Source organism: Burkholderia sp. PR2, assembly GCF_052372875.1.
Classification (GTDB): domain Bacteria; phylum Pseudomonadota; class Gammaproteobacteria; order Burkholderiales; family Burkholderiaceae; genus Burkholderia; species Burkholderia diffusa.
Genome location: NZ_JBQRWH010000004.1, coordinates 468,924 through 487,351 on the forward strand (window position 1 = coordinate 468,924; position 18,428 = coordinate 487,351).

11 protein-coding genes, 2 tRNA genes and 2 rRNA genes are annotated in these 18,428 nt (G+C 62.3%); 14 read left to right on the forward strand and 1 reads right to left on the reverse strand.

Annotation, left to right across the window (positions count from 1 at the left end; genetic code table 11):
• Positions 1 to 10: 10 nt before the first annotated feature.
• The 6 genes from ACT2FV_RS19380 to ACT2FV_RS19405 all read left to right on the forward strand — a co-directional run bounded on the left by ACT2FV_RS19380 (position 11) and on the right by ACT2FV_RS19405 (position 7,894).
• Positions 11 to 87 (forward strand) — tRNA-Ile (locus tag ACT2FV_RS19380).
• Between the two features lie 38 nt (positions 88 to 125).
• Positions 126 to 201, forward strand: a tRNA-Ala gene (locus tag ACT2FV_RS19385).
• A 282-nt stretch (positions 202 to 483) separates the two neighbouring features.
• Positions 484 to 3,365 (forward strand): 23S ribosomal RNA (locus ACT2FV_RS19390).
• A 129-nt stretch (positions 3,366 to 3,494) separates the two neighbouring features.
• Positions 3,495 to 3,607: ribosomal RNA gene (rrf, locus tag ACT2FV_RS19395) — 5S ribosomal RNA — on the forward strand.
• Positions 3,608 to 4,008: 401 nt separating this feature from the next.
• A complete protein-coding gene (locus tag ACT2FV_RS19400) occupies positions 4,009 to 6,084 on the forward strand; it encodes a molybdopterin-containing oxidoreductase family protein (protein ID WP_444504619.1) in 2,076 nt (691 codons plus the stop codon).
• Between the two features lie 136 nt (positions 6,085 to 6,220).
• Positions 6,221 to 7,894, forward strand: a complete 1,674-nt coding sequence (locus tag ACT2FV_RS19405) for a long-chain fatty acid--CoA ligase (protein ID WP_151048168.1) — start codon at positions 6,221 to 6,223, stop codon at positions 7,892 to 7,894.
• A gap of 380 nt (positions 7,895 to 8,274) precedes the next feature.
• Here ACT2FV_RS19405 and ACT2FV_RS19410 read toward each other — a convergent pair whose 3' ends face one another.
• Entirely contained in the window at positions 8,275 to 9,432 is a 1,158-nt protein-coding gene (locus ACT2FV_RS19410; protein ID WP_124624679.1) for a porin, read from the reverse strand.
• Positions 9,433 to 9,709: 277 nt separating this feature from the next.
• Here ACT2FV_RS19410 and coq7 point away from each other — a divergent pair, with 277 nt between their 5' ends.
• The 8 genes from coq7 (at position 9,710) to mraY (ending at position 18,423) form a co-directional block, all read left to right on the forward strand.
• Entirely contained in the window at positions 9,710 to 10,336 is a 627-nt protein-coding gene (gene coq7 / locus ACT2FV_RS19415; protein ID WP_059608158.1) for a 2-polyprenyl-3-methyl-6-methoxy-1,4-benzoquinone monooxygenase, read from the forward strand.
• Between the two features lie 387 nt (positions 10,337 to 10,723).
• Positions 10,724 to 11,152 (forward strand): division/cell wall cluster transcriptional repressor MraZ, encoded by a 429-nt coding sequence (gene mraZ / locus ACT2FV_RS19420; protein ID WP_039224371.1) that lies wholly within the window; start codon positions 10,724 to 10,726, stop codon positions 11,150 to 11,152.
• Positions 11,153 to 11,175: 23 nt separating this feature from the next.
• Positions 11,176 to 12,117: a 16S rRNA (cytosine(1402)-N(4))-methyltransferase RsmH gene (gene rsmH, locus ACT2FV_RS19425; protein WP_059608159.1), complete on the forward strand. Its 942-nt coding sequence runs from the start codon at positions 11,176 to 11,178 to the stop codon at positions 12,115 to 12,117.
• The gene (ftsL, locus tag ACT2FV_RS19430; protein ID WP_124624687.1) at positions 12,114 to 12,455 is read left to right on the forward strand and encodes a cell division protein FtsL; all 342 of its coding nucleotides are present in this window, start codon (positions 12,114 to 12,116) and stop codon (positions 12,453 to 12,455) included. Before rsmH ends, ftsL begins: the two co-directional genes overlap by 4 nt.
• Positions 12,452 to 14,299 (forward strand): peptidoglycan D,D-transpeptidase FtsI family protein, encoded by a 1,848-nt coding sequence (locus ACT2FV_RS19435; protein ID WP_124624691.1) that lies wholly within the window; start codon positions 12,452 to 12,454, stop codon positions 14,297 to 14,299. Before ftsL ends, ACT2FV_RS19435 begins: the two co-directional genes overlap by 4 nt.
• A complete protein-coding gene (locus ACT2FV_RS19440; RefSeq protein ID WP_444504620.1) occupies positions 14,296 to 15,834 on the forward strand; it encodes a UDP-N-acetylmuramoyl-L-alanyl-D-glutamate--2,6-diaminopimelate ligase in 1,539 nt (512 codons plus the stop codon). Before ACT2FV_RS19435 ends, ACT2FV_RS19440 begins: the two co-directional genes overlap by 4 nt.
• Positions 15,831 to 17,237: a UDP-N-acetylmuramoyl-tripeptide--D-alanyl-D-alanine ligase gene (locus tag ACT2FV_RS19445; RefSeq protein WP_226113442.1), complete on the forward strand. Its 1,407-nt coding sequence runs from the start codon at positions 15,831 to 15,833 to the stop codon at positions 17,235 to 17,237. Before ACT2FV_RS19440 ends, ACT2FV_RS19445 begins: the two co-directional genes overlap by 4 nt.
• Before the next feature lie 16 nt (positions 17,238 to 17,253).
• The gene (gene mraY, locus ACT2FV_RS19450; RefSeq protein ID WP_059681765.1) at positions 17,254 to 18,423 is read left to right on the forward strand and encodes a phospho-N-acetylmuramoyl-pentapeptide-transferase; all 1,170 of its coding nucleotides are present in this window, start codon (positions 17,254 to 17,256) and stop codon (positions 18,421 to 18,423) included.
• Positions 18,424 to 18,428: the final 5 nt, after the last annotated feature.

The following is an 18,428-nucleotide window of genomic DNA, read 5'->3' on the forward strand; positions in this document are numbered from 1 at the left end:
ACAGACTCAGGGGTCTGTAGCTCAGTCGGTTAGAGCACCGTCTTGATAAGGCGGGGGTCGTTGGTTCGAATCCAACCAGACCCACCATTGTCTGGCGGTAACACCTGAGGCAAATCTGTACTCATGGGGGCATAGCTCAGCTGGGAGAGCACCTGCTTTGCAAGCAGGGGGTCGTCGGTTCGATCCCGTCTGCCTCCACCAATCACCAACGCTAAGGGCTTGGTTCAGACACTGAACCGAGAATTTTGCATTGGCGATTGAGCCAGTCAGAGTGATACGTAGTACGTATCGGCTGTCGTTCTTTAACAATCTGGAAGAAGTAAGTAATTTGGATGGCGGAAGCGTCTTGAGATGGACGTGGAAACTATCCGGGTTGTGATTGTATCGATGTATCTCAAGATGATTCGAACTCTATGTTCGACTCGATTTTGGAATACGGCACAACGCGAGAACTCAACCTGTAACGAGACAGACTCGTTATAGGGTCAAGCGAACAAGTGCATGTGGTGGATGCCTTGGCGATCACAGGCGATGAAGGACGCGGTAGCCTGCGAAAAGCTACGGGGAGCTGGCAAACGAGCTTTGATCCGTAGATGTCCGAATGGGGAAACCCACTCCTTTTGGAGTATCCATGACTGAATACATAGGTCATGTGAAGCGAACGCGGTGAACTGAAACATCTAAGTAACCGCAGGAAAAGAAATCAACCGAGATTCCCAAAGTAGTGGCGAGCGAAATGGGATGAGCCTTGCACTCTTTATTTGTATTGTTAGCCGAACGCTCTGGAAAGTGCGGCCATAGCAGGTGATAGCCCTGTAGGCGAAAACAGTATGAAAGAACTAGGTGTGCGACAAGTAGGGCGGGACACGTGAAATCCTGTCTGAAGATGGGGGGACCATCCTCCAAGGCTAAATACTCGTGATCGACCGATAGTGAACCAGTACCGTGAGGGAAAGGCGAAAAGAACCCCGGGAGGGGAGTGAAATAGATCCTGAAACCGCATGCATACAAACAGTCGGAGCCTCGAAAGGGGTGACGGCGTACCTTTTGTATAATGGGTCAGCGACTTACGTTCAGTAGCAAGCTTAACCGTATAGGGCAGGCGTAGCGAAAGCGAGTCCGAATAGGGCGTTCAGTTGCTGGGCGTAGACCCGAAACCAAGTGATCTATCCATGGCCAGGATGAAGGTGCGGTAACACGTACTGGAGGTCCGAACCCACTAACGTTGAAAAGTTAGGGGATGAGCTGTGGATAGGGGTGAAAGGCTAAACAAACTTGGAAATAGCTGGTTCTCTCCGAAAACTATTTAGGTAGTGCCTCGTGTCTCACCTTCGGGGGTAGAGCACTGTCATGGTTGGGGGGTCTATTGCAGATTACCCCGCCATAGCAAACTCCGAATACCGAAGAGTGCAATCACGGGAGACAGACATCGGGTGCTAACGTCCGGTGTCAAGAGGGAAACAACCCAGACCGCCAGCTAAGGTCCCCAAATATAGCTAAGTGGGAAACGAAGTGGGAAGGCTAAAACAGTCAGGAGGTTGGCTTAGAAGCAGCCACCCTTTAAAGAAAGCGTAATAGCTCACTGATCGAGTCGTCCTGCGCGGAAGATGTAACGGGGCTAAGCTATATACCGAAGCTGCGGATGCGAGCTTTGCTCGCATGGTAGGAGAGCGTTCCGTAAGCCTGCGAAGGTGCCTTGTAAAGGGTGCTGGAGGTATCGGAAGTGCGAATGCTGACATGAGTAGCGATAAAGGGGGTGAAAGGCCCCCTCGCCGTAAGCCCAAGGTTTCCTACGCAACGTTCATCGGCGTAGGGTGAGTCGGCCCCTAAGGCGAGGCAGAAATGCGTAGCTGATGGGAAGCAGGTCAATATTCCTGCACCATTGTTAGATGCGATGGGGGGACGGATCGCGGAAGGTTGTCCGGGTGTTGGAAGTCCCGGTCGCTGCATTGGAGAAGGCACTTAGGCAAATCCGGGTGCGCAATTCAAGGGTGTGGCGCGAGCTTCTTCGGAAGCGAAGCAATTGGAAGTGGTTCCAAGAAAAGCCTCTAAGCTTCAGTCTAACGATGACCGTACCGCAAACCGACACAGGTGGGCGAGATGAGTATTCTAAGGCGCTTGAGAGAACTCGGGAGAAGGAACTCGGCAAATTGGTACCGTAACTTCGGGATAAGGTACGCCCTTGTAGCTTGACTGGCCTGCGCCAGGAGGGTGAAGGGGTTGCAATAAACTGGTGGCTGCGACTGTTTAATAAAAACACAGCACTCTGCAAACACGAAAGTGGACGTATAGGGTGTGACGCCTGCCCGGTGCCGGAAGATTAAATGATGGGGTGCAAGCTCTTGATTGAAGTCCCGGTAAACGGCGGCCGTAACTATAACGGTCCTAAGGTAGCGAAATTCCTTGTCGGGTAAGTTCCGACCTGCACGAATGGCGTAACGATGGCCACACTGTCTCCTCCCGAGACTCAGCGAAGTTGAAGTGTTTGTGATGATGCAATCTACCCGCGGCTAGACGGAAAGACCCCATGAACCTTTACTGTAGCTTTGCATTGGACTTTGAACCGATCTGTGTAGGATAGGTGGGAGGCTATGAAACCGGAACGCTAGTTTCGGTGGAGCCGTCCTTGAAATACCACCCTGGTTTGTTTGAGGTTCTAACCTTGGCCCGTGATCCGGGTCGGGGACAGTGCATGGTAGGCAGTTTGACTGGGGCGGTCTCCTCCCAAAGCGTAACGGAGGAGTACGAAGGTACGCTAGGTACGGTCGGAAATCGTGCTGATAGTGCAATGGCATAAGCGTGCTTAACTGCGAGACCGACAAGTCGAGCAGGTGCGAAAGCAGGTCATAGTGATCCGGTGGTTCTGTATGGAAGGGCCATCGCTCAACGGATAAAAGGTACTCTGGGGATAACAGGCTGATACCGCCCAAGAGTTCATATCGACGGCGGTGTTTGGCACCTCGATGTCGGCTCATCTCATCCTGGGGCTGTAGCCGGTCCCAAGGGTATGGCTGTTCGCCATTTAAAGAGGTACGTGAGCTGGGTTTAAAACGTCGTGAGACAGTTTGGTCCCTATCTGCCGTGGGCGTTGGATATTTGAAGGGGGCTGCTCCTAGTACGAGAGGACCGGAGTGGACGAACCTCTGGTGTACCGGTTGTCACGCCAGTGGCATCGCCGGGTAGCTATGTTCGGAAGAGATAACCGCTGAAAGCATCTAAGCGGGAAACTCGCCTTAAGATGAGATATCCCTGGGGACTAGATCCCCTTGAAGGGTCGTTCGAGACCAGGACGTTGATAGGTCAGGTGTGTAAGCGCAGTAATGCGTTCAGCTAACTGATACTAATTGCCCGTAAGGCTTGATCCTATAACAAGTCTGTCTCGCGCTACAGAGCGCGTCGGACTGGTTGATTCTCGTGTGTGATACACACAACCTAAATTACTGCTTCTTCCCAGATTGGTTCTGTTGGCCACGCCAGCAGAACAACCCTCTTTGCCTGATGACCATAGCGAGTCGGTCCCACCCCTTCCCATCCCGAACAGGACCGTGAAACGACTCTACGCCGATGATAGTGCGGATTCCCGTGTGAAAGTAGGTAATCGTCAGGCTCCCTAAGCCAAGAACCCCCGCCCGAAAGGCGGGGGTTTTTGCATTTGAGCAGCGAAAAGCGCGAGTGCAGGCAATCGAACCTCTCCGGTTGTTGCTCAAGCGCGTAACCCGACCCCGCCGCTCTCCATCATCCCGGACCAATCACCCGCTTATTGGCTGCAATCTCCGGCCAGGTAGGTGACTCGTGTCCGCTCGGCGAAGCCGCCGTCAAGGTACTTTTCACACCCGCCCCCGCGTCCGTATCGTCGCATCGGCAGTTCGGAGCCGGACCAGCGTCGACATTTTTCATCCGTTATTCCAGTCTTTTCGCTGAACAGGCGGGAAATTCGTGCGAAATGAGGTCTTAGTCGGTCCATCCTCGTAAAATTTGCGAACCTCCACCCCAGTCGCATCCAGAATGATGAACGTCGCCACTCAGATAGCTCGGGCCGTTTGCCCGCACGATTGTCCGGACACATGCGCGATGCGCGTGACCGTCGAAAACGGCCGTGCGATCAAGGTCACGGGTGATCCCGACCATCCGCCCACGCAGGGTGTGTTGTGTACGAAAGTCAGCCGATATGCCGACCGCGTCCATCATCCCGACCGGCTCACCGTGCCCCTCAAGCGCATCGGCGCGAAGGGGGAAGGGCGCTTCGTGCCGATCAGCTGGAGCGAAGCACTTGACGAGATCGGTCGTCGTCTCGGGGAAATAGCTGCGCGTGCGCCGGAGGCGATTATGCCGTACAGCTACGCGGGAACGATGGGACTCGTGCAGGGCGAAGGCATCGCGCAGCGGTTCTTCCATAAACTCGGTGCGTCCCGGCTTGAGCGGACCATCTGCGCCGCGGCCGGTGCAGCAGGGCTGCGCTATACGTATGGCGGAAGCATCGGTATGCATCTCGAGCATTTCGAGGAAAGCGAGCTGATCCTGATCTGGGGCGCCAACCCGATCGCATCCAGCCTGCATTTCTGGACTCGAGCGCAGGAAGCCAAGCGTCGAGGCGCCCGTCTGGTCGCAATCGATCCCTACCGTTCGCTGACGGCGGAGAAATGTCATCAGCACTTCGCGTTGAAGCCGGGCACCGACGGCGCGTTCGCGCTCGGCATGATGCATGTGCTGATTACCGAAGACCTGCTCGATCACGACTACATCGCGCGTCATACGCTCGGTTTCGACGCGCTCAAGGCGCGAGCCCTGTCCTATCCGCCGGAGCGTGTCGCCCAGATCTGCGGCATCGAAGCGTCGGAACTGATCGAACTCGCACGTCGTTACGGCGCGACCCGCAAGGCGTCGATTCGCCTCAATTACGGCATGCAGCGTGTGCGCGGTGGCGGCAACGCCGTGCGTGCGATTGCGAGCTTGCCTGCGCTGACAGGCGCGTGGCGCGACCGGGCCGGCGGGCTGCTGCTGTCGTCGTCGGAATTCGCTCCGGTCAATCAGTCGGCGCTGCTGCGTCCGGATCTGATGCCAGGCTGGCCACACAAACTGCCGCGCATCATCAACATGAATGCGATCGGCGATGCACTGCTGCATCCGGGCGACGCCACCTTCGGGCCGAAGGTCGAAGCGGTGATTGTCTACAATTCGAATCCGGTCGCGGTCGCGCCCGACTCGTCGAAAGTCGCCGCCGGGTTCGCGCGCGAAGATCTGTTCACGGTCGTTCTCGAGCACTTCAAGACAGATACGGTCGATTTCGCCGACATGGTGTTGCCTGCCACGACGCAACTCGAGCATCTCGACGTCCACAAGTCATACGGCCACACCTATGTGATGGCGAATCTACCGGCGATTCCGCCAGTCGGCGACGCACGGCCGAACACGGAAATCTTTCGCGGCATCGCACGCAGTATGGGGCTCGACGAGCCCGCGCTTTATCACAGCGACGAAGAGGTCGCGCAGATGGCGCTCCGTTGGGACGATCCGACGCTCGACAGCGATTGGGAGACGTTGAAGCGTGCCGGCTGGCTGAAGCTCAAGGTGGCGGACGCGCCTTTCGCGAATGGCGGCTTCCGCACACCGTCCGGCAAATGCGAGTTCTACAGTGCGCGACTCGAGCAGATGGGCATGGACCCGGTGCCCGATTATCTGCCGCCGTTCGAATCGGCGGAGGCCGCCCCTGAACTCGCCGCTCGTTATCCACTGGCGATGATTTCCCCGCCGGCCCGCCACTTCCTGAACAGCACGTTCGTGAACGTGGACAGCCTGCGCAGTACGGAAGGCCAGCCGCACCTCGATATACACCCGGCCGACGCAGACGCGCGCGGCATCGGGGAGGGCGACATCGTGCGCATCTTCAACGACCGCGGATCGATGCAGGCGGTCGCGAGAGTGACCGATCGTGCGCGGGCAGGGCTCGTCGTCGGACTGTCGATCTGGTGGAAGAAATTGTCGGCGGATGGACGGAACGCGAACGAGGTGACGAGCCAGGCGCTGACCGATCTCGGCAACTCGGCGACGTTTTACGATTGTCTGGTGGAAGTTGAGCGGATTTGACCGAACTTCTTGATATGCTCAGACGAATATATTCGAAAGTTCGAAGTGGGCATCTAACCCGGTTGTCTCGGCAAGGGCGAGCCGCTACGATGCGTTTTAGCACGACCATTCGAAAATCTGTGAGGAGACGCGCAGTATGAACAAAATTTGGCTGAAATCGTACCCACCCGGCGTTCCAGCCGAAATTGACGCGTCCCCGTATCCATCCATCCCGGATCTCCTCGACGAAAGCTTCAAGCAGTATCGTGACCGCAAGGCATTCGTCTGCATGGGCAAGAGCATCACGTACGGCGAACTCGATGCGCTGTCGCGCCAGTTCGGCGCGTGGCTGCAGTCGCGCGGCCTGAAGCGCGGCGCGCGCGTTGCGCTCATGATGCCGAACGTACTGCAGTACCCGGTAGCGATCGTCGCGGTGCTCCGCGCGGGCTTCACCGTCGTCAACGTCAACCCGCTCTATACGCCGCGCGAGCTCGAACATCAGCTGAAGGACAGCGGGGCGGAGGCGATCGTTATCCTCGAGAATTTCGCGTCGACGCTGCAGGCCGTCATCGCCAACACCGCGGTCAAGCATGTGGTGGTCGCGTCGATGGGCGATCTGCTGGGCATCAAGGGCTGGCTCGTCAATTACGTCGTGCGCAACGTGAAGAAGATGGTGCCGGCCTGGCAGCTTCCGTCGTACACGCGCTTCAAGGCCGCGCTGTCGGAAGGTGCGCGGCAAACCTTCAAGCCGCAGAAGCTCGGCCCCGACGACGTCGCGTTCCTCCAGTACACGGGCGGTACGACCGGAGTCGCGAAGGGGGCGACGCTGTTGCACCGGAACATCGTGTCGAACGTGCTGCAGGCTGGCGCATGGCACCATCCCGCGCACGAGAAGTACCCCGAGGTGAAGCAGTTCGTGACGGTCGTCGCGCTGCCGCTCTATCACGTGTTCGCGCTGACGGTCTGCGGCTTTCTGACGATGCGCACGGGCGGCATGGGCATCCTGATCCCGAATCCGCGCGACATCGGCGGGATGATCAAGGAGTTGAAGGGTTACCAGATCTCGACGATTCCGGCCGTCAACACGTTGTACAACGCGCTGCTGAACCATCCCGAATTCAACCAGCTTGACCTGTCGAAGCTCGTGATCGCCAACGGCGGCGGCATGGCGATCCAGGAAGGCGTCGCGAAGCGCTGGTATGAGAAGACCCATACGGCGATCGTCGAGGGCTACGGCCTGTCGGAGACCTCGCCGGTCGCGACCTGCAACCCGGTAACCGCGACCGAATATAGCGGGACGATCGGCCTGCCGCTGCCGTCGACAGAAGTGGCCATCCGCGATGACGCAGGCAACGACGTCGCGCTCGGCGAGCCGGGCGAGATCTGCATCCGCGGGCCGCAGGTCATGGCCGGCTACTGGAACCGTCCGGACGAAACCGCGAAGGTCATGTTCCCGGACGGTTTCTTCAAGACCGGCGACGTCGGCGTGATGGACGCGCGCGGTTACGTGAAGATCGTCGACCGGAAGAAGGACATGATCCTGGTATCCGGTTTTAACGTGTATCCGAACGAGGTCGAGGACGTGGTGGCGTCGCACCCGGGCGTGTTCGAGGTGGCGGCGGTCGGCGTGCCGGACGAGCACTCGGGCGAAGCCGTGAAGCTGTTCGTCGTGAAGAAGGACCCGGCGCTTACCGACAAGGACATCCTCGCGTACTGCAAGGAGCGGCTCACTGGCTACAAGCGGCCGAAACTCGTCGAGTTCCGCACGGAACTGCCGAAGACGAATGTCGGCAAGATCCTGCGGCGCGAGCTGCGCGACGGACGCGCATAACACCGAAGTCGAACGAACGAGCCCGGCCAATGCCGGGCATTTTTATTCGTGGTGTCGGCACCGAGGTTGCCGCGCCGAGGTCCGACGGTCGCAGGAACGGCACGCGTTCTACCGGGATGCGCCGTGGCTGACGGAGCGGCTCGACTGGATCGCCGGCGGCGGCCGCGATCCGCGATTCGCGATTCGCATCGCGCGATACCACGACGCATGCTGCCCGCCGGCAGCGGTGGCATTCACGTCGATGAGGCGTAGGGGCCGGTTCGCCGCCGTGAGCGGGCCGTCCGGCGATCGTCCTGTTCTCCGCTCACCGCTTCGCAGCCGCAAAAGAAAAAGGCGCCCGAAGGCGCCTTCAATATGCTGCGGCTTGTCAGGCAAGCTGATTAGAACTTGTGACGGATGCCGACGCGCGCTGCGACCTGGTTGCTGGTGCTCGACGGGTCGAGACCGTTGATCGACGCATGTGCCTGAACGACGTTGCCTGCCGAATCGAGCGTGTTGCCCGACGCATGCTGGTACACACCGATCACGTAGACGTCCGTGCGCTTGGACAGGAAGTAGTCGACGCCCAGCGAGCCTTGGTGGTACTTGGCTGCCGAGTTGCCGTCGATCTTGCTGCCTTGCGTGTAGTCATACGCCGCGCCGACGATCAGCGCCGGGGTCAGCTGATACTTGAAGTTGATTTCGCCGTTGTTGAACGTCGCGGTCTGGTTCACGAACGGACCGACCGAGAAGCCCTTGAACTTCGTGTTCGAGTACGTCGCGCCGATCGTCGCTGCGCCGAACGTGTACGCACCGCCCGCACCGATGACCTGGTACGTGTTCGCGCTGTTCGCATATGCCCCGTAGACCGGCGACGACACGGCCGTCGCCGCAGCCGACGCGCCGGTGTTGAACATGCCGCCGAAGTTCGCCGGCGTGCGTGCGTTCAAGTAGCCGACACCCAACACCAGCGGGCCGTTGTTGTAACCCGCGCCAAGCGACCAGACCTGGTTCTTCGAGAACTGGCCGGCTTGACCGCCGAAGCTGTACAGGCCGCCGAACGAGAAGCCGCCGTAGGTCGGGCTCGTGTACTTGACCGCGTTGTTCACACGGTATGCGTTGTTGAAGTTGTCGAGGTCGCCCGGGTGAGCAGCGATGTAGCCGCCCCACTGGTCGCCTGCCTCGAGCGGGCCGACGAAGTCGACGACGGAGTCGTACTGGCGACCCAGCGTGACCGTACCGTACTGGCTCGACAGGCCGACGTAAGCCTGGCGGCCGAACATCAGGCCGCCCTGGCCCAGCTTGCCGGAGTTGACGTCAAAACCGTTTTCGAGCACGAAGATCGCCTTCAGGCCGCTGCCCAGATCTTCGGTGCCGCGCAGGCCGAAGCGGCTGCCTTGCATCACGCCGCTTGCCAGACCGTACAGGTGGCCGCCCTTGGCGTTGTTGTTGAAGATGAAGCCTTCATCGATGATGCCGTAGAGCGTCACGCTGCTTTGCGCATGAGCTGCGCCAGCAAACGCGCCCAGCGCGACGAGCGCGAGAAGCGACTTTTTCATTAACGGATCTCCAAGAATCACTGAATTTTTTTGGCGGGGCGGATAGTTATGTTGTGTTGACGGGCCCCATCAACTTCGCAAGAAGTCGCACGTAATGTAGCAAAGCCGATTTTTCCGACAAAGCGAAATGCCTTGGCGCAAGGCTGCCATGTTTCCTTTATGCAACAATGGTTAAAATCACGGGTTAACCGCAATTTCCGCTGAATAATCAAGTCGGTTACGCAGCGGAGCACGTGCCTTTGCCGCCCGCGGCAGCACACGCAGCCAGGAGAACAGGATGGTGTTGGATGAATTGATCAGCGAATTCGATCGCGGCCTGCGATCGCTGACCGGCATTAGCCGGATGAGCCGCCCGGTGCCTGCGCCGGCGGAGCCGCCGGCCGGCGAACTGACGCCCGCGGAGCGTACGCATGCCGCCGGGCTGATGCGCGTGAACCACGTCGGCGAGGTCTGCGCGCAGGCGCTTTATCAGGCGCAGAAGCTGACCGCGCGCTCGTCGTCGTCGAAGGCGATGTTCGAGGAAGCCGCGCGCGAGGAGGAGGATCATCTCGCGTGGACCGCGCATCGGCTGAAGGAACTCGATTCGCGTCCGAGCCTGCTCAACCCGCTGTGGTACGCTGGCGCGCTCGCGATCGGCGTCGTTGCCGGAACGCTGGGCGACAAGGTCAGCCTCGGCTTCATGGCGGAGACGGAGCGCCAGGTCGAGAGCCATCTCGACGGGCACCTGTCCGAGCTGCCGGCGACCGACACGGCGTCTCGTGCGATCGTCGAGCAGATGCGGCTCGACGAGGTGAAGCACGGCAAGGCCGCGACCGATGCCGGCGGGATCGAGCTGCCGCTGCCCGCACGGATGCTGATGCGCGCCGCATCGAAAGTCATGACGAGCACTGCATACTATCTCTGACATTCGGGCCGGGGCGGCGTGTGACGTCGCCCTGGTCCGCCGTTCCCGATACCGCCCGTTTTTTCCGCGTTTTCCCGCCCCCGAAAGCCCCGTCCGCACGCCAGTCTGGCCCGCCTTTCTCACGTATCACCTTCACAAGTTGCACTAGCTCATTCATTTATAACGATTTTTAGCATGAAGGGCCGCATGAGCATGCGCGCGTAAGTCCTTGTTCTAACTAACAAAATTCGTCAAAAAACCGGGCCGCTCCCTTGACCGTGCCAAACCCTTCCACTAAAGTGGGAGACAGTGTGAGAAAGTGTATTTTTGTGTGATTTGGCGGGCTATTCCGGCTAAATTCTTGAGCATTGAGCGGGTGCTTCGGTGCCCTGAACGGGAGAGCGGAAAGTGTTCCAAGGGGCGTCGGCGCTGACGCTCGATGCGAAAGGGCGGATGTCGGTGCCGGCTCGCTATCGCGAAGCGCTGCAAGGACAGGCAGAAGGACGGGTGACTGTGACCAAGCACCCGGACGGCTGCCTGTTGCTGTTTCCGTGCCCCGAATGGGAAGTGTTCCGCGCCAAGATCGCCGCGCTGCCGATGGACGCTCATTGGTGGCGGCGAATTTTTCTCGGCAATGCGATGGATGTCGATCTCGACAGCGCAGGCCGGATTCTCGTATCGCCCGAGCTGCGGATGGCGGCCGGACTGGAAAAGGAAGTCATGTTGTTGGGAATGGGTAGTCACTTCGAGCTGTGGGATTCGCAGACCTACATCGCGAAGGAGCAGGCAGCGATGGCGCAGGGCATGCCCGACGCGCTGAAGAACTTCACGTTCTGATTGCGGTGACGGAGACGCCCGCGATGGGAAACGAATTGCAGCATCGGACCGTACTGTTGGACGAAGCGGTCGACTCGCTCGTGACGCGGCCGGACGGCATTTATGTCGACGGCACGTTCGGGCGCGGCGGTCATAGCCGCGCGGTGCTCGCGCGGCTGGCGCCGGCCGGCCGGCTGATCGCGTTCGACAAGGATCCGAGGGCGATCGAGACGGCGCAGCGCATCGAGGATGGGCGCTTCTCGATCGTGCATGACAGCTTTGCATCGATGCGCGACGCGCTTGCGGCGCGCGGTGTCGAGAAGGTGTCGGGTGTGTTGCTGGACCTGGGCGTGTCCTCGCCGCAGGTGGACGATCCGGCGCGCGGCTTCAGCTTTCGCGCGGATGGCCCGCTGGACATGCGAATGGATCCGACGCGCGGCGAGTCGGCGGCCGAATGGCTCGCGCGCGCTTCGGTGCAGGAATTGACGGAGGTGATACGGGATTATGGGGAAGAACGGTTTGCTTTTCAGATTGCAAAGGCGCTTGTTGCTCGCCGGGCAGAGTCCGACCGTCTTGGGCCTCTCGACACCACGGGCGAGCTTGCCCAAATCGTGGGTAACGTCGTCAAAACCCGTGAGAAGGGCAAGGATCCGGCAACCCGCACCTTTCAGGCTATACGGATTCACGTCAATCAAGAGCTTGCGGACCTGCAAGTCGTACTAGACGCGGCATTGTCTTTGCTGGAGCAAGGGGGGCGGCTGGTGGTCATCAGCTTTCATTCACTCGAGGACCGGATCGTCAAGCGATTCATGCAGGCGCACGCGAGTGCGCCTGCCGTCGATCGTCGCCTGCCGATCCGTGCCGTCGACCTCCCGAGCCCGCCGCTCAAGATCATCAGTCGTCAATTCCCGAGCGAGGCGGAAGTTGCCGCGAATCCGCGCGCCCGGTCGGCCGTGATGCGCATCGCGGAGCGCGTCACGCCATGAGCCGCTTCAACATCTTCCTGCTGATCATCGTGATGGGCTGTGCGCTGTCGGTCGTCAACTCGACGAACCAGCAGCGCCAGATCTTCATCCAGCTGCAGCGCGCGCAGTCGCAGGAGCGTCAGCTCCAGCAGGACTACGCGCAGCTTCAATATCAGCAGAGCGCGCTGTCCAAGACGTCCCGCATCGAGCAGCTCGCGAACGATTCGCTGAAGATGCAGCCGATCACGACGGGCCGCACCCAGTACCTGACGCTGCCGCCGGGCGCCGCGAAGGCGATCGACGCGCCGATTCCCGCGTCGGCCGATACGGCCAGCAAGGGCAACGGAGGCGCGCGATGAAGCCGTCGCAAAAGCGCCAGGACGTGAAGTTCTCGTCGAGCCCCGTGCTCGGCGTGCACCTGCCGATGTGGCGCTCGAAACTCGTCGTGTTCCTGCTGTTCATGGCGTTCGTCGCGCTCGCTGCGCGGGCGTTCTGGATCCAGGGGCCCGGCAACGCGTTCTACCAGAAGCAGGGCGAGAGCCGCTATCAGCGCACGATCGAGCTGCCGGCAACGCGCGGCAAGATCCTCGACCGTAACGGGCTCGTGCTCGCGACGAGCCTGCCCGTGCGCGCGATCTGGGCAATTCCGGACGCCGTGCCGGACGATCTCGACGCCGGCAAGGTCAACCAGCTCGGCAAGCTCCTCGGCATGACGCCGAAGGAACTGCGCGTGAAGCTGTCGCAAGACAAGGGTTTCGTCTACGTAAAGCGCCAGGTGCCGATCGACGTCGCGGACAAGGTCGCCGCGCTCGACATTCCCGGTATCTATCAGCGCAATGAATACAAGCGCTTCTATCCGGAAGGCGAGATTACCGCTCACCTGATCGGCTTCACGAACGTCGAGGACGAAGGGCAGGAGGGCGTCGAACTCGGCGACCAGAAGATGCTGTCCGGCACGTCCGGCGTGCGCCGCGTGATCAAGGACCGGATGGGGCACATCGTCGAGGACGTCGCCGAACAGATTCCGCCGCACAACGGGACGGACGTCGACCTGTCGATCGACAGCAAGATCCAGTACATCGCGTATGCGAACCTGAAGGCCGCCGTCGAGAAGTTCAAGGCGAAGGCCGGCGCTGCGATGGTCGTCGACGTGCGCACCGGCGAGGTGCTGGCGCTCGTCAACTACCCGACGTACAACCCGAACGACCGCTCGCGCATGACGGGCGAGCAGTTGCGCAACCGGATCATGACCGACGTGTTCGAGCCGGGGTCGATCATGAAGCCGTTTACGGTGTCGCTCGCGCTCGACCTGCACCGCGTGACGCCGAATACGCTCGTCGAGACGGGCAACGGGCATTTCGTGCTCGACGGCGCACCGATCACCGACGACGCGGGTTTCGGCACGCTGACGGTCGGCGGCGTGATCCAGAAGTCGAGCAACATCGGCGCGACGAAGATCGCGATGACGATGCGGCCCGAGGAAATGTGGAATATGTATACGAGCATCGGCCTCGGCCAGGCGCCGAAGGTCGGGTTCCCGGGCGCGGTGGCCGGCCGCCTGCGTCCGTGGAAGAGCTGGCGTCGCATCGAGCAGGCGACGATGTCGTACGGCTACGGCCTGTCGGTGTCGCTGTTCCAGCTCGCGCGCGCATACACGGCGATCGCGCATGACGGCGAGCTGATGCCCGTGACCATTTTCAAGACCGACCCCAACCAGCCGGTCGTGGGTACGCAGGTGTTCAACCCGACCACCGCGCGCGAGGTGCGTGCGATGCTCGAAACGGTGGTGGCGCCGGGCGGCACGTCGCCCGATGCGGCCGTGCCGGGTTATCGCGTCGGCGGCAAGAGCGGCACCGCTTACAAGCACGAAGGCCACGGCTACACGCGCAAGTACCGCGCGTCGTTCGTCGGCATGGCGCCGATGCCGAACCCGCGCATCGTCGTCGCCGTGTCGGTCGACGAACCGACCGCCGGCAGCCACTTCGGCGGCCAGGTGTCCGGCCCCGTATTCTCGGCGATCGCGGGCGATACGATGCGCGCGCTGAACGTGCCGCCGAACATGCCGATCAAGCAGCTCGTCGTGTCCGACGACGCGCCCGGCGCGCCCGCCGCGACGGGCCCGCAAAAGCTCGCCGCGGGCGGCGGTGCGAAGCATATGATCGTATCCAGCACGACACGTAATTCACCAGGAGTTGTTCGATGAGCGCCGCTCGCAGTTCCCATCCGGCGCATCAGCAGATCGCGGCCGCGCTTGCGTGGCTGCGCCAGCATGTGGCCCCCGCGGCGCAACTGCATGCCGACACGCGCAGCCTGCAGGCTGGCGACGTGTTCCTCGGCTATGCGGTCGACGGGGCAGACAATCGCGCCTTCATTTCCGATGCCGTCGCGCGCGGCGCGGCCGCCGTGCTGTATCAGCCGGAAGGTCTCGAAGCCGCACCGGCCGTACCCGTCGCACTCGCGGTGCCGGCGCTCGACCAACTGGCCGGCGAGATCGCCAGCGGCTGGTACGGCGACCCGAGCGACAGCCTGCTCGCCATCGGCGTGACCGGCACCAACGGCAAGACGTCCTGCACCCAATGGATCGCGGCCGCGCTGACGGCGCTGCACCAGCCGTGCGCGCTGATCGGCACGCTCGGCAGCGGCATGCCGGGGCAACTGGTGCCGACCGGCTTCACGACGCCGGACGCGCCGCAACTGCAGCGGAGCCTCGCGCAACTGCACGACGCGGGCGCGAAAGCCGTCGCGATGGAAGTCTCGTCGCACGCATTGCATCAGGGGCGCGTGAACGGCACGGCATTCGACATCGCCGTCTTCACGAACCTCACGCAGGATCACCTCGACTATCACGTCACGTTCGACGCGTACGAAGCCGCGAAGTCGAAGCTGTTCGCGTGGCGCGGTCTGCGCGCAGCGGTCGTCAATCGCGACGACGAAGCCGGCCGCCGCCTGCTCGACAAGCTGGCCGGCCGCGTGCGCACGATCGCATACGGGATCGGCGACGCGCAGGCGGCCGACGCCGATCGCGAACTGGTCGCGCTCGACGTGCGCGCGACCACGACGGGCACGGCCTTCCGTCTGCGCTCGTCGTGGGGCGACGCGGACGTCGAGGTCGGCACGCTCGGCACGTTCAACGTCAGCAACCTGCTCGCGGTGCTCGGCTCGCTGCTTGCGGCCGACGTGTCGTTCGACGCGGCCGTCGCGGAGATTGCGCGTCTCGAGTCCGTCAACGGGCGCATGCAGCGCCTTGGCGGCCGGCTGCAGAACGACGAACCGCTGGTCGTGATCGACTACGCGCATACGCCCGATGCGCTCGACAAGACGCTCGACGCGTTGCGCCCGATCGCGGCGGCGCGCGGTGGGCGGCTCGTCTGCATGTTCGGCTGCGGCGGCGATCGGGATGCGACGAAGCGCCCGCTGATGGGCGCGATCGCCGAGCGGCTCGCCGACGAAGTCGTCGTCACGAGCGACAATCCGCGCAGCGAGGATCCGCAGCGCATCATCGATCAGGTCATCGCGGGGATGACCGCGCCCGATCGCGCTCGCCGCATCGAGGATCGCGCGAGCGCGATCCTGCAGGCCGTGCGCGGCGCGGCCCGCGAGGATGTCGTCGTGCTGGCCGGCAAGGGGCACGAGGCGACGCAGGAAATCATGGGCAAGAAGCGCACGTTCTCCGATCAGGATCACGCGCGGCTCGCGCTTGCGGCACGCGCGACGCACGGCAAGGGAGGCGGCGAATGACGATGCTCAGTCTCGGCGAAGCCGCGCGCCTGATTCCCGGCGCCACCGTACGCGGCGATTCGGACACCACGTTCGAGCGCGTGTCGACGGACAGCCGCACGGTCGGTCCGGGCGACCTGTTCGTCGCGTTGAAGGGCGAGCGCTTCGACGCGCACGACTTCCTCGGCGACGTGGCCGCGCGCGGCGCAGCCGCGGCGCTCGTCGCGCACGCGCCAGCGGGCCTCGCGATGCCGGTCATCGAGGGCGGTGAAACGCGTGCCGCGCTCGGCGCACTCGCGCACGGCTGGCGCAAGCGCTTCGCGGTGCCGCTCGTCGCGGTGACGGGCAGCAACGGCAAGACGACTGTCAAGGAAATGATCGCGTCGATCTTTGCGGCTGCAGTCGGCGCCGACGCGCGGCTGGCGACGGCCGGCAACCTGAACAACGACATCGGCGTGCCGCTGACGCTGCTGCGCCTGTCGGGCGCACATCGCGTCGCGGTGATCGAGCTCGGGATGAATCACCCGGGCGAGACCGAAGTTCTCGCGCGCCTCGCGGCGCCGACCGTTGCGCTCGTCAACAATGCGCAGCGCGAACACCAGGAATTCATGGCGACGGTCGAGGCGGTCGCGCTCGAACACGCGGCCGTGATCCACGCGCTGACGCCGGACGGCGTCGCGGTGTTTCCGGCCGACGATGCGTACGCCGGTATCTGGCGTGTCGCGGCGACCGGCAATCGGATTCTCGATTTCGCGCTGCACGACGCCGAACGACAGGTCGAAGCGCAGGTCACGGGCCGTTTGCACGGCGGCGAGCTTGCAATCGACACGCCGTCCGGCCCAGTGACGGTGCGGCTGCGCGCGCTCGGCGAGCACAACGCACGCAACGCATTGGCGGCAACGGCCGCGGCACTCGCGGCCGGTATCGAGCTGGCCGCGATCAAGCAGGGGCTCGAATCGTTCGAGCCGGTCAAAGGCCGCTTGCAGGTCCGGCGAGCGGTCGTCGGCAGCCTCGCGGGCGCGACGGTCGTCGACGACACCTACAACGCGAACCCCGATTCGATGCGCGCGGCGATCGACGTGCTGGCCGCGCAACCTGAGCCGCGCGTGCTGGTGATCGGCGACATGGGCGAGGTGGGCGACGAAGGCCCGGCATTTCACCGGGAGATCGGCGCGTATGCGCGCGAGCGCGGCATCGATGCGCTGTTCGCACACGGCGACGCGTCGCGCGATGCTTGTACCGCGTACGGCGACACGGCCCGCCATTTCGATGACGTCGGCGCGCTGGTGACGGCACTGCTCGCTGCGGGCTACGGCGCGCAGGCGACGGTGCTCGTGAAGGGCTCGCGGTACATGAAGATGGAGCGCGTGGTCGACGCGCTGACGAAACAACCCGCGGCGGGCACGGTGCCCGCTGCACACTGAGTAGAAGGAAGGAAGCATGCTGCTGGCGCTGGCGCAATGGCTGCAAGGAGACGCAAGCTTTTTGCGCTTGTTCACGTACCTCACGTTCCGTGCGGTGATGGCCACCATCACCGCGCTGGGGATCGGGCTCGTGTGCGGACCGTGGGTGATCCGCAAGCTGACGCAAATGAAGGTTGGTCAGGCCGTGCGCAAGGACGGCCCGCAGACGCACCTGGTCAAGTCCGGCACGCCGACGATGGGCGGCGTGCTGATCCTGATCGGCATCGCGGTCGCGACGCTGCTGTGGGGCGACCTGACGAACCGTTTCATCTGGATCGTGATGCTCGTCACGTTCGGTTTCGGCGTGATCGGCTGGGTCGACGATTACCGCAAGGTCGTCCACAAGGACCCGCGCGGGATGTCGTCGCGCGAGAAGTATTTCTGGCAGTCGGTGATCGGGCTGTTCGCAGCCGTCTACCTCGCCTTCAGCGTGTCCGAAGCGAACAACGTCCGCGTGTTCGACCTGTTCATGGCATGGGTGAGGAGCGGCCTGTCGATGGGGCTGCCGGCGCGCGCCGACCTGATGCTGCCGTTCCTGAAGTCGATCAGCTACCCGCTGGGCGTGTGGGGCTTCATCGTGCTGACCTACTTCGTGATCGTCGGCGCGAGCAATGCGGTGAACCTGACCGACGGCCTCGACGGTCTCGTGATCATGCCGGTCGTGCTGGTCGGCGCGTCGCTCGGTGTGTTCGCGTACGTGATGGGCAGCTCGGTCTATTCGAAATATCTGCTGTTCCCGCACATCCCGGGCGCCGGTGAATTGCTGATCTTCTGTTCCGCGATGGGCGGGGCAGGGCTCGCGTTCCTCTGGTACAACACGCACCCCGCGCAGGTGTTCATGGGCGACGTCGGCGCGCTGGCGCTCGGCGGCGCGCTCGGCACGGTCGCGGTGATCGTGCGCCAGGAAATCGTGCTGTTCATCATGGGTGGCATCTTCGTCGCGGAAACACTGTCGGTGATGCTGCAGGTGTCGTGGTTCAAGTACACGAAGAAGCGTTACGGCGAAGGGCGGCGCCTGCTGAAGATGGCACCGCTGCATCACCATTTCGAATTGTCCGGCTGGAAGGAAACGCAGGTGGTGGTGCGTTTCTGGATCATCACGCTGATGCTGTGCCTGTTCGGTCTGTCCACCCTCAAGCTGCGGTAAAGGAA